This window comes from Aedoeadaptatus acetigenes (genome assembly GCF_025566985.1).
In the GTDB taxonomy this organism is placed as follows: Bacteria; Bacillota; Clostridia; order Tissierellales; family Peptoniphilaceae; genus Aedoeadaptatus; species Aedoeadaptatus acetigenes.
In genome coordinates, this window is the sequence record NZ_JAOQJD010000008.1 from 97,732 (window position 1) to 107,742 (window position 10,011).

Here is a 10,011-nt window from a genome sequence, read left to right on the forward strand (position 1 = left end):
GGCTATGATGAGTCACGATTACAACGCACTAAAGATGCGCAAAAACGCCTTCCGCGTTACGAAACGGCGCGGAATTACCGCCGTCCGAATTCGCGTACCCGGCGGCCACATCACCGGCGAGCTGTTGGGCCAGGTTCAATACATCGCCGATACCTTCGGAAACGGCGAAGTCCACATCACCTCGCGCCAGGGGTTTGAAATTTTGGGGATTCCATTCGATAAAATGGACGAAGTCAATAAAGCCGTGCAGCCCTTAATCGACAAGCTGGACATTAATCAGGATGTCCGGGACGAAGGCTACACTTCTGCCGGCACGCGAAACATCTCGGCCTGCATCGGCAACCGCGTCTGCCCCTATGCCTGCTACGAAACCACGGGTTTTGCCACACGCATTGAAAAGGCCATTTTCCCCCACGATCTTCACTTTAAGATCGCCCTGACCGGCTGTCCCAACGACTGCGCCAAAGTTCGCATGCACGACTTCGGCATTATGGGCATGACGGAGCCTCAGCTCGATAAGGATCGCTGCGTCGGTTGCGGCGCTTGCGAAAAGTATTGCCGCAACAAAAGCGTGCAGGCCATTAAAATGGTAAACGGAAAACCGGAGCGCGATCCGGACAAATGCATCGGATGCGGCGTCTGCGTCGTTTACTGCCCCATGCGTGCCTGGACCCGCTCGAAAGAAAAATATTATAAGCTCACCCTACTCGGTCGCACGGGCAAGCGCAACCCGCGCCTCGGCGAAGATTTCATCAAATGGGCCGACGAAGACTCCATCATTAAGATCATTAAAAACACCTATAGCTATGTGGAGAAGTACATCGATCCCAATGCGCCGGCACGAAAGGAACACATCGGCTACATCGTGGACCGCACCGGCTTTAATGTCTTTAAAGATTGGGTCATGGAAGGCGTCAATCTTCCGGATAAGGCCATCGTCTACACGCCCATGTATTGGAGCGGCGTTCACTACGACAAAACCCACACCGGCCGGATTTAGGTTTAAAAAAGATATTTGGAAATGAGCGGAACCATCTGCTTTGTCGGTCTATCCAATGCCCGAATCGCAGAGGCGTCCTATCCGCTAACAACAAAATAAAGTGATAAGCCTCCGATTTTTTCGGAGGTTTTTTCATGCAAAAAACCGAGAAAGCGAAAGCCTTCTCGGTTTTATGATTTTTCGACGCGATGTTTTGGCGTTTACCAGCCGCCGCTGGCGCCGCCTCCGCCGGAGGATCCGCCGCCTCCGAAGTTTCCTCCGCCGCCGAAACCGCCTCCTCCTCCGAAGCTGCCGCCGCCAAAGCCGCCGCCGAAACCGCCGGTATAGCCTCCGCCGTAGAAGCCGCGACGATTGTTGCCTCGGCTTATAAGGAACAGAATAAAGATGACGACGATTGCCATTTTAATCATATCCATTAAATCGCCTTCTTCAGTCTGCTCCTCGATGCCCTCGGTTACGGCATCTTTTCCCTCGATGGTGATTTGGTATTCGTCTTCCACCCTCGACAGGATTTCGCCGAAAGCTACGCGAATGCCCGCTTCGTAGTTGCCGTCTTGAAAGTAGGGCACCATGTCGTCTAAAATCTCTTTGGCCACCATGTCCGGAATGGCGCCTTCCAAACCGTAGCCCACTTCGATTCGAAACTTCCTGTCTTTCATGACGATAAGTAGCAGAATGCCGTTGTCTTTTTCCTTGGTGCCGATGTCCCATTTGTCGAAAATATCCACAGCCGCTTCTTCGACGGTTTTGTCCTCGGGCAAGTGATTCAGAATACAAACCACTACCTGGGCCCCGGTTTGTTCGAAAAGGGATTCATTGGTTCTTACGATGTCGCTTTTCGCCTCGTCGCTTAATATGCCTTCCTCGTCGTAGACGTAGAAATCACGGGTCGCCTCGGGAAGGCCGGCGGCAAAGACGGGTAGAGACAAAAAGCACAGGGCCAGAACCAGTAGGAACAGGCGCTTTTTCATGGCCCGGTCCTAAAATTTAACTTGAGGCACCTTTTCGGCACCGGGCGCCGCTTGGAAGTACTCTCTTTGACCAAAGCCCAACACCTTCGCCACAAGATTGGTGGGGAAATGCTTCACCGATTTGTTGAAATCCGCCACGGCTTCGTTGTAGCGCTTGCGCTCCACGGCAATGCGATTTTCCGTGCCGGCCAGTTCCGCTTGCAAGTTTGCGAAGTTGCTGTCGGCCTTCAGCTCGGGATAGGCTTCGGCGACCACATTGATGTTTCTCACCGCCTGATCCATTTGCTCGTTGGCCGCGGCGTATTCTTTCGGCGTGGAGGCCGCCTTGACGGCACTCCGCGCTTCGGTCACTTTTGTAAACACATCTTCTTCGTGTTTTGCATAACCCTTCACCGTTTCCACTAAATTGGGAATCAGGTCCGCCCGGCGCTGCATGGTGTTTTCCACTTGGGCCCAGGCTTGGTTTACATCTTCGTCTTTTACTTGGAGTTTGTTGTACGTGGATCCGAAAATGCCGGCAATGATCAACAGTATCGCCAGTACGGGAATTAATTTTTTCATCGGTCCTCCTTTGCTCGAATGGTTGTAATTTTCAATGTTTCCATGGATGCGTCCACCAGGGCTTCGATATCTAAATTCGCCTCCGAGGCTTCCATGTCTTCCACCGTGGGCCTCAGGCTCGGGTGTTTCGGAAAAAAGACGGTGCAGCAATCTTCAAAGGGCTGAATGGAGGTTTCGTAGGTCTCGATGCGCTCGGCCCAGCGAATAATATCCACCTTGTCCATGCCGATCAGGGGACGGAAGACGATGCGCTCGGCCACATCGTTCATCACCGTGAGCCCGTCGATGGTTTGGCTCGCCACTTGTCCCAGGTTTTCCCCGGTGATCACGCTCTTGTAGCCGTGCTGATCCGCCAGGCGATTGGCGATGCGCATCATAAAGCGGCGGGAGAGGACGGTCATCTCTTCCGGCGGGCAGTGTTTGTTCAGTTCCTTTTGAATGGGCAAAAGGTTCACGCTGTACACATTCATCTTGACCACGTAGCGGGCGAGAATTTTCGCCAGATTCATGACCTTTTCCTCGGCCTGAGGCGAGGTGAAGGGATAGGAGTGGAAATGCAGGGCATCCACCTGCACGCCGCGCTTCGCCATTAAAAAACCCGCTACCGGCGAATCGATGCCGCCGCTTAAAAGGAGCAGGCCCTTGCCGTTGGTGCCTAAAGGCAGGCCGCCGTAGGTGGGGATTTTTTTGTGGTACAGATACATCTCGTTTTTAATATCCACGTAGAGATAGAAGTCCGGATCGTGGACATCCACAGCGAGGCGATCTGAGAAGTGATCCAGAATCACTCCCCCGAGATCCATATTGACCTCTTGAGAGTCCTTGAAAAAAGCCTTGTCGCTCCGCTTCGTCACGACCTTAAAGGTCTTGAATTCCGGCTCTTCTTTTAAAAGGGCGTCGATGTAATTTACCGTCTCTTCTTTCAGCCGGTCCCAATCTTTATCAAAGCACCAACTGGGGGAAATGTACACGATTCCGAAGACGAAGCGCAGGCGATTGATGGCCGTATCTTCCACCGCCGGGTCGATTTCCACTTGGATTTTCCCCATTTCCGGCTTAATGTCTATATACCCGACATCGGAGAGGCTACTCTCGATGTTTTGAATGATCCTGCGGATAAAATAGCGGCGATTGGCGCCTTTTAATACCACCTCGCCTAAACTTAAACTGAGTATACGCTTCATATTACCTCCTCATAATGGAGCGAATGGTCTCCACCGCTTCCTTCAGGGCCTCGACGAATTCGTCGCATTCCTCTATGGTCGTTTCCCGACTCAAACACAAACGGATGGTCCCTTCGGCGAGATTGTCCGAAAGACCCAGGGCCGTTAACACGGGATTCTTTCCGGTGCGATGGCTGGAGCAGGCGCTGGAGGTGGAAATGTAGATTTCCTTTTCTTCCAGCATATGCAAGAGCACTTCGCCTCTGGTGTCGGCCAAACTGACATTTAAAATATAGGGGCTGGCCGGCGCCGTGGTGTTGATGGAAATGGCGTCGATGGTTTCAATGGCGGCTCTTAAATGGGCCATACGCGCCTCGGCTTCATCCAAGGCGATGCCTTCTTCTTTCAGCGCGTCGAAGGCGGCACCTAGGCCGTAAATGCCCGGAATGTTTTCCGTGCCGCTGCGCATGCCCATTTCCTGTCCGCCCCCGTAAATAAAGGGCTTCACGGATTTTTTCACGAGGAGGCCGCCGATGCCTTTAGGTCCGTGAAATTTGTGGCCGCTAAAGGAATAGGTGTCGCAGCCGATAGCATCGAAGTCGACGACCAGTTTTCCCACGGCCTGCACCCCGTCCACGTGGACCTTCACCGTCGGGTAGGCCTCCTTGATCTTCGGCACCCACTCTACCACCGGGTTGATGCTCCCCAGCTCGTTGTTCACGTGAAAGAGGCTCACAAGCACCGTGTCTTCGTCGATAGCATCCATGAGTTTCTCGAAAGCGATATGCCCCGTTTCGTCGATGGCCACTTGGCGCAGCTCCATCTCCGATGCTTTAATGACATTTAAAATTGACGGATGCTCGATATTCGTCGTCACCACATTTTTTCCCGCGGCCTTGTTTTCGATGGCGGAGCGAATGGCCGTATTATTGGACTCCGTGCCGCCGGAAGTGAAGTAGAGCTCGCCGCTGCGGCAATTGAAATAGTCCTTGATGCTTTCGCGAATGGCTTCCTTCTTCTTGCTCACGGCATAGCCGAATTGGTGCAAGCTGGAGGGATTGGAGAAATCCTCCTGCAATGCCGTGGTCATGGCATCGATTACCGATTTCAGCGGCCGCGTCGTGGCGCAGTTGTCTAAGTAAATCATTGTTGCCTCCTTTTCCTGTGGTATACTTGCCCCAGGAGGAAATTATGGTTTATTTCTTACAAATTTATTGTTCTCATTACGGTCCCAAGGCCCGCCCCGTAGCCTACGGCCTCCTCGGAGAGGATTACATCATCGAGCGGGAGGCGGAAGATCCTGCAGAAGATTGGATCGCGCCCTTAAACCGCGCCTTGGAGTCTTTACCTATACAGAATACCCTATATCTCTTTCACGGGCAATTTGAAACCCGCATTCTTTGGCCTTATTTAACAAAAAAAGCCCGCGAGCGCCTGGAGGTGGCGGCGGATCTTTTCGACGAAATTAAAAAGCGCACGGCGATCGCGTCCCTCGCTTCCTATCGCCTGGCCAATCTGGCCCTTCAAGGCGGATTTGAGGGATCCGTATGCGTCGGCGAGAATTTCCCCCGCTTCTTTAAAGAAGCGGGTCCAAATGATCTCGTGGAGCAAATCAAAGGTAATCTGAATGCCATGGCGGCGGCAGAAAAATATTTATCGCGTCTAAAAGACCGCCTGCGCCGAGCCGATTTGGAGATCGACGGATTCAGCCTCCATCCTTTCCAAATCACGGGAAAGACCGATTCCGCCATGGACCGCTATGTGCAATACGACGATCTGCTCTATGTGGAAAAGGCGGGCCGCTTTACCCTGGATGCTCCGGCGAAAATCCTTCCCTACGACGCCGAACGCCGCGCCCTCGTCCTTGAAAGCGACATGCTCATCGAACAAAGCGTGCCGGCGCCGGAAGGCTATTTGATTTTTTCTTTGGAGAATATCGTCTATTACGACACCCTACTTTCGTTCATTCATGAACTCCGCAACAAAAGTCGATAATTCACCACCTAAAAGGCTCTATAAAATCCATTGGGGAGTAAGCTCCTCAATGGATATTTTTCTGCAAAAAGATAGCACTTGTTTTCCCTATCGCCTAAAATTAAATCATCACAAATTAATGAAGAAGGGCAAAAAAGTAAAAACAATATTACCACATTGCTTTTAGAAATCCAAGATGTGAAGGTAACGAAAGCGGAAGCGGATCACGGGGACGGAAAGAGGCTGATCGCCACCATACTCGAGAAAAGCGATGGCATTCAAGTCGCGTATTTTTACCCATATCCTTTCACAAAGATAGCCGCTTCAAACGTTCATCATCAGCGTAAAACAGTGATCCTTAAAATAAGTGTCAAAAATAAGTTTTAATCATTGCATTTAAAGTCCATCATAAAATAACATGAATCACTTGCCAAATCAGTAAAAATAATATCTGCATAAACTTCATGGTCGATCGTTTTATATATGCAGTACACTTCATCTACTTCATTTCTAATGCTCTTTTTCCGCTTCAATTCCATTAATAGGTTATTAATGTTCTGATTTTTTTCAATTGCAGTCGAATCATACTTGAGCGTATTTTCTGTCTTATTTACACTTTCAATAAATTTCTTATAGTCTATTTTAGACTTAAAGACTATTTCATAAATTTCAAAATTTGAATCGTTTAGTCTTCTCGCTTCTGTCTCATTTGAGTTTATATTGAACATTCCAAATTTACTTATATATTTCTGGTGACTTATTCTATAATCAATGGATGGGATAATTATGATAAATAAAAATAACCCACTCAAAAACAACAAATACATTTTTTTCATTTAACACCACCAATACTAAACAGGCTCAATACTATCCATTGAGGAGTAACCTCCTCAATGGATAGTATTGTGCAAAAAGATAGCACTTGTTTTCTCTATCGCCTAAAATTAAATCACTACAATGAAGTAAAGGGGGGAAAAAAAGTAAAAACAATATTACCACATTGCTTTTAGAAATCCAAGATGTGAAGGTAACGGGAGCGGCAGCGGATCACGGGGGCGAAAAAAATTGCTTTAAAAGGAGTCGCAACCGCTTAAAGACGCCGGGTTCGGAAGCTGAGAGAGGAGAAAAAGGCACCGATCGCCACCATGCTCGATAGAAGCGATGCCATTCAAGTCGCGTATTTTTTACCCATATCCTTTCACAAAGATAGCCGCTTCAAAGCATTCCTCTTTCACATTGAATAGGCAAGGCGACAAAAGGCGGACAAGGAGAGTCGCGCATTTGCTTATGAGCCTACAAGAATCGGTTTAGAGTGCTTGCGACAGCGTTGATTTCACGCAGAGCAACGGCTATGTGGAAGGAATGCACAACAAGATCAAGATGGTGAAGCACATCGCCTTTGAGATGCGCAACTTTCACCATCTCCGAATCAAATGGGTGTTTATTTGACAGATCGGTGATGAGTAACTTAGGAAAACAAAGAGGAGTCTGGTTTTCACTAAACTCCCCAATGGTTCACATAGAGCCGATTTTTCATGGAGGCTAAATTGTAAGAGATTGGCCAAAAAAGGCTGCCGGCAGAATGACCATGGCATTTGCTAGCAGCCTTTTTACTTACCCTCACAGGTCAAAAACCTGGCTGGGACTTTCCAAATAGAAAATTTTTTGGCGAATAGTAGCCCTGATGACATGCCGGGTCTCTCGGTCCCCCTTCTTGGTGACAAAGACCAGGTCGTAGCTATCATCATCCGGATCCACTCTTGTAACAGAAACCAGATCCACACTGTCCAAAGTCTTTTCTCTTAGGGGGAAGTAGGGGTAATCCCCATTGGCCACCATCGTCTCCAGTGCCTCCCGGGTCATGACTTCCTTAAAGGGGTCATAGAGAGCGGGCAGATCCCGGGCCGCTTCTCGGCCAGCTTCCGGGTCTCCATCCAGTTTAATGACCTGGCCTGCCCGGCTTAGTTCTTCTTCCAACTGCCTCCAATCCTCTTCCTTAAAGTCCAGCTGGGCCAGGTAGAGCTTGGCAAAGTCTTGGGCCAGTGCTTGGGCCGGGTCTTTGGTCTCTTTGGGACCACAGGCCACCAGGGTCAGGGCTAAAGCTAATAAACTAACTATAGATGCTCTTTTCATACCATCTCTCCTTTACTTTAGTTGTTAAAAACTTACAATATGGGGGTTTCCATCTCCTTTTTCCGGTTATTCCGGTACTGTTTACCAACGCAATTTTGTAGGCCTACTTAAACCGGCCGAGCCTTACTCAATATGTCGCCATTACTATACCTAGCAGAATTTAACAATAATTTATCGACAAACATATTTCCTTCCTCACTTTTTTGTAATAAGTAGTGGTATGTAGCAAATTGTTTTAATCCACACTATTATCTGCTTATGAGACATGATCGCATCTTTTTAATATTTTGTCAAACGTTTGCATGTCGAGCTGTTCTTATTCTATTCTCCTTTAACCTATAACTATTCAATGAATCTTTCATCCCTAGACGCTGCTTTTGTTCATAGAAATGATTGTTTTTTTCCCTTGATCAAACACTCGTTAATTCGTATCAAAAATATGGCTCTATGACAACCATTGAAGAGTTACTCCCCAATGAATAGTATAGAGCCATATTATAAAGACACAAAAAAAGCCGAGGCAAACTCGGCTTCATTTGGCAGGAGTAGTAGGATTTGAACCCACGACATTTGGTTTTGGAGACCAACGTTCTACCACTGAACTATACTCCTATACTCGATGTTAATATACTAACAGATTTTTACACTGTTTTCAATCCCTTTTCATGGTTCCCGATTTGGGAATTGTATAAAAAAACTGTAGCCTCCGCTACAGCTCCGAGTCTTTACTCAACTGGTGCCCAGAGCCGGAATCGAACCAGCGACACGCAGATTTTCAGTCTGCTGCTCTACCGACTGAGCTATCTGGGCTTAATGGTGGGCCCTCAGGGACTCGAACCCTGGACCTACCGGTTATGAGCCGGGAGCTCTAACCAACTGAGCTAAAGGCCCTCACAAATTGGCGGAGAAGGAGGGATTTGAACCCTCGCGCCCCGTGAAGGACCTACTCCCTTAGCAGGGGAGCCTCTTCAGCCACTTGAGTACTTCTCCTTATTGGCGGAGAGGGTGGGATTCGAACCCACGTGGGCGTGAACCCTAACGGTTTTCAAGACCGCCTCGTTATGACCGCTTCGATACCTCTCCTATTATGGTGATCCATCCGCGACTCGAACGCGGGACACCCTGATTAAAAGTCAGGTGCTCTGCCAACTGAGCTAATGGATCATAATGGCTGGGGCGACAGGACTCGAACCTGTGGAATGCCAGAGTCAAAGTCTGGTGCCTTACCGACTTGGCTACGCCCCAACAAAATTAATGGCGCACCTAGGAGGATTCGAACCCCCGACACACGGATTAGAAGTCCGTTGCTCTATCCTACTGAGCTATAGGTGCTCGTGGAGCGGGTGAAGGGAATCGAACCCTCGCAACCAGCTTGGAAGGCTGGGGCTCTACCACTGAGCTACACCCGCAGGTGAATATCGAAATAACTCCCGGTACTAGAGATGGTCGATTCGAAGAACCGCACAGCGACCCAACTACCGCCTCTAACTTTGATTGATAATTTATATGGTGGAGGAGAGTGGATTCGAACCACTGAAAGCTGAGCTAACGGATTTACAGTCCGTCCCCTTTGGCCAACTCGGGAACTCCTCCAAAAGTGCTTTCGCACTGGAGCTGGTGGGAGGACTTGAACCCCTAACCTACTGATTACAAATCAGTTGCTCTACCAATTGAGCTACACCAGCACAATGACAACTAATTAAGAGCTCTTCTTTCAAAAAACATAAGCGGTAACTTATGTAATGGCGACCTGGATCGGACTCGAACCGACGACCTCCAGCGTGACAGGCTGGCATTCTAACCAACTGAACTACCAGGCCAGGTTGGTGGGCGCAATAGGGCTCGAACCTATGACCCCCTGCTTGTAAGGCAGATGCTCTCCCAACTGAGCTATGCGCCCTTATATGGTGACCCCGCCGGGATTCGAACCCGGGTAACCGCCGTGAAAGGGCGGTGTCTTAACCGCTTGACCACGGGGCCATTTGGTAGCGGGAGCAGGATTTGAACCTACGACCTTCGGGTTATGAGCCCGACGAGCTACCAGACTGCTCCATCCCGCGATACATATTGCTGATGGATACATTACATCCATAGTGGTGCCGAGGACCGGAATCGAACCGGTACGATCTCAACGACCGCAGGATTTTAAGTCCTGTGCGTCTGCCAGTTCCGCCACCCCGGCTTATGGCTCTCAGGGTGGGACTCGAAC

9 protein-coding genes, 16 tRNA genes and 1 pseudogene are annotated in these 10,011 nt (G+C 49.4%); 4 read left to right on the forward strand and 22 right to left on the reverse strand.

Annotation, left to right across the window (positions count from 1 at the left end; genetic code table 11):
• The first annotated feature begins 7 nt into the window (after nucleotides 1-7).
• Nucleotides 8-1,000 carry a sulfite reductase subunit C gene (gene asrC / locus OCV31_RS05835; RefSeq protein ID WP_267303830.1) on the forward strand — a complete coding sequence of 331 codons (993 nt, stop codon included), beginning with the start codon at nucleotides 8-10 and terminating at the stop codon, nucleotides 998-1,000.
• Nucleotides 1,001-1,200: 200 nt separating this feature from the next.
• Here the strand turns inward: asrC and OCV31_RS05840 are convergent, their stop codons facing one another.
• From OCV31_RS05840 to OCV31_RS05855, 4 genes are read right to left on the reverse strand one after another with little or no spacing between them, the layout of a single operon-like run.
• The gene (locus OCV31_RS05840) at nucleotides 1,201-1,971 is read right to left on the reverse strand and encodes a TPM domain-containing protein (protein WP_148473392.1); all 771 of its coding nucleotides are present in this window, start codon (nucleotides 1,969-1,971) and stop codon (nucleotides 1,201-1,203) included.
• Between the two features lie 9 nt (nucleotides 1,972-1,980).
• On the reverse strand, nucleotides 1,981-2,532 hold the full coding sequence (locus OCV31_RS05845) for a LemA family protein (RefSeq protein WP_148473394.1): 552 nt from the start codon (nucleotides 2,530-2,532) through the stop codon (nucleotides 1,981-1,983).
• A complete protein-coding gene (gene thiI, locus OCV31_RS05850; RefSeq protein ID WP_148473396.1) occupies nucleotides 2,529-3,716 on the reverse strand; it encodes a tRNA uracil 4-sulfurtransferase ThiI in 1,188 nt (395 codons plus the stop codon). Before thiI ends, OCV31_RS05845 begins: the two co-directional genes overlap by 4 nt.
• A gap of 1 nt (nucleotide 3,717) precedes the next feature.
• Nucleotides 3,718-4,842 carry a cysteine desulfurase family protein gene (locus OCV31_RS05855; protein WP_148473398.1) on the reverse strand — a complete coding sequence of 375 codons (1,125 nt, stop codon included), beginning with the start codon at nucleotides 4,840-4,842 and terminating at the stop codon, nucleotides 3,718-3,720.
• A gap of 44 nt (nucleotides 4,843-4,886) precedes the next feature.
• On the opposite strand from OCV31_RS05855, the gene OCV31_RS05860 reads away from it, so the two are divergent.
• Both OCV31_RS05860 and OCV31_RS05865 read left to right on the forward strand, forming a co-directional pair.
• Nucleotides 4,887-5,690: a hypothetical protein gene (locus OCV31_RS05860; RefSeq protein ID WP_148473400.1), complete on the forward strand. Its 804-nt coding sequence runs from the start codon at nucleotides 4,887-4,889 to the stop codon at nucleotides 5,688-5,690.
• A 78-nt stretch (nucleotides 5,691-5,768) separates the two neighbouring features.
• Complete coding sequence (locus OCV31_RS05865) at nucleotides 5,769-6,056, forward strand: hypothetical protein (protein WP_148473402.1); 288 nt, start codon at nucleotides 5,769-5,771, stop codon at nucleotides 6,054-6,056.
• Here the strand turns inward: OCV31_RS05865 and OCV31_RS05870 are convergent.
• Entirely contained in the window at nucleotides 6,053-6,505 is a 453-nt protein-coding gene (locus OCV31_RS05870) for a hypothetical protein (protein WP_148473404.1), read from the reverse strand. The two genes, OCV31_RS05865 and OCV31_RS05870, sit on opposite strands and share 4 nt — an antisense overlap.
• Before the next feature lie 502 nt (nucleotides 6,506-7,007).
• Here OCV31_RS05870 and OCV31_RS09790 point away from each other — a divergent pair.
• A pseudogene (locus OCV31_RS09790) lies at nucleotides 7,008-7,118 on the forward strand (transposase); the annotation flags it as partial.
• Nucleotides 7,119-7,289: 171 nt separating this feature from the next.
• On the opposite strand, the gene OCV31_RS05875 reads toward OCV31_RS09790, so the two are convergent.
• The 17 genes from OCV31_RS05875 to OCV31_RS05955 form a co-directional block, all read right to left on the reverse strand.
• Nucleotides 7,290-7,802 carry a hypothetical protein gene (locus tag OCV31_RS05875; protein WP_148473408.1) on the reverse strand — a complete coding sequence of 171 codons (513 nt, stop codon included), beginning with the start codon at nucleotides 7,800-7,802 and terminating at the stop codon, nucleotides 7,290-7,292.
• A gap of 537 nt (nucleotides 7,803-8,339) precedes the next feature.
• Nucleotides 8,340-8,414, reverse strand: a tRNA-Trp gene (locus OCV31_RS05880).
• 122 nt (nucleotides 8,415-8,536) lie between these two features.
• A tRNA-Phe gene (locus tag OCV31_RS05885) sits at nucleotides 8,537-8,612 on the reverse strand.
• A 4-nt stretch (nucleotides 8,613-8,616) separates the two neighbouring features.
• Nucleotides 8,617-8,693: transfer RNA gene (locus OCV31_RS05890), tRNA-Ile, on the reverse strand.
• 8 nt (nucleotides 8,694-8,701) lie between these two features.
• A tRNA-Ser gene (locus OCV31_RS05895) sits at nucleotides 8,702-8,792 on the reverse strand.
• Between the two features lie 4 nt (nucleotides 8,793-8,796).
• Nucleotides 8,797-8,885 (reverse strand) — tRNA-Ser (locus OCV31_RS05900).
• A gap of 5 nt (nucleotides 8,886-8,890) precedes the next feature.
• A tRNA-Lys gene (locus tag OCV31_RS05905) sits at nucleotides 8,891-8,966 on the reverse strand.
• A gap of 4 nt (nucleotides 8,967-8,970) precedes the next feature.
• Nucleotides 8,971-9,047 (reverse strand) — tRNA-Gln (locus OCV31_RS05910).
• 10 nt (nucleotides 9,048-9,057) lie between these two features.
• Nucleotides 9,058-9,134 (reverse strand) — tRNA-Arg (locus OCV31_RS05915).
• A gap of 3 nt (nucleotides 9,135-9,137) precedes the next feature.
• Nucleotides 9,138-9,211, reverse strand: a tRNA-Gly gene (locus OCV31_RS05920).
• A 98-nt stretch (nucleotides 9,212-9,309) separates the two neighbouring features.
• Nucleotides 9,310-9,395 (reverse strand) — tRNA-Tyr (locus OCV31_RS05925).
• Between the two features lie 16 nt (nucleotides 9,396-9,411).
• A tRNA-Thr gene (locus tag OCV31_RS05930) sits at nucleotides 9,412-9,487 on the reverse strand.
• Between the two features lie 58 nt (nucleotides 9,488-9,545).
• Nucleotides 9,546-9,622 (reverse strand) — tRNA-Asp (locus tag OCV31_RS05935).
• A gap of 4 nt (nucleotides 9,623-9,626) precedes the next feature.
• Nucleotides 9,627-9,702, reverse strand: a tRNA-Val gene (locus OCV31_RS05940).
• 5 nt (nucleotides 9,703-9,707) lie between these two features.
• A tRNA-Glu gene (locus OCV31_RS05945) sits at nucleotides 9,708-9,782 on the reverse strand.
• A 3-nt stretch (nucleotides 9,783-9,785) separates the two neighbouring features.
• Nucleotides 9,786-9,862: transfer RNA gene (locus OCV31_RS05950), tRNA-Met, on the reverse strand.
• Between the two features lie 34 nt (nucleotides 9,863-9,896).
• A tRNA-Leu gene (locus OCV31_RS05955) sits at nucleotides 9,897-9,984 on the reverse strand.
• Nucleotides 9,985-10,011 lie beyond the last annotated feature (27 nt).

What these genes read in the sequence shown, in the direction of transcription:
- asrC (WP_267303830.1), top strand. Translation starts at nt 8, where the DNA reads ATGAGTCACGATTACAACGCACTAAAGATGCGCAAAAACGCCTTCCGC.
- OCV31_RS05840 (WP_148473392.1), bottom strand. Translation starts at nt 1,971, where the DNA reads ATGAAAAAGCGCCTGTTCCTACTGGTTCTGGCCCTGTGCTTTTTGTCT.
- OCV31_RS05845 (WP_148473394.1), bottom strand. Translation starts at nt 2,532, where the DNA reads ATGAAAAAATTAATTCCCGTACTGGCGATACTGTTGATCATTGCCGGC.
- thiI (WP_148473396.1), bottom strand. Translation starts at nt 3,716, where the DNA reads ATGAAGCGTATACTCAGTTTAAGTTTAGGCGAGGTGGTATTAAAAGGC.
- OCV31_RS05855 (WP_148473398.1), bottom strand. Translation starts at nt 4,842, where the DNA reads ATGATTTACTTAGACAACTGCGCCACGACGCGGCCGCTGAAATCGGTA.
- OCV31_RS05860 (WP_148473400.1), top strand. Translation starts at nt 4,887, where the DNA reads ATGGTTTATTTCTTACAAATTTATTGTTCTCATTACGGTCCCAAGGCC.
- OCV31_RS05870 (WP_148473404.1), bottom strand. Translation starts at nt 6,505, where the DNA reads ATGAAAAAAATGTATTTGTTGTTTTTGAGTGGGTTATTTTTATTTATC.
- OCV31_RS05875 (WP_148473408.1), bottom strand. Translation starts at nt 7,802, where the DNA reads ATGAAAAGAGCATCTATAGTTAGTTTATTAGCTTTAGCCCTGACCCTG.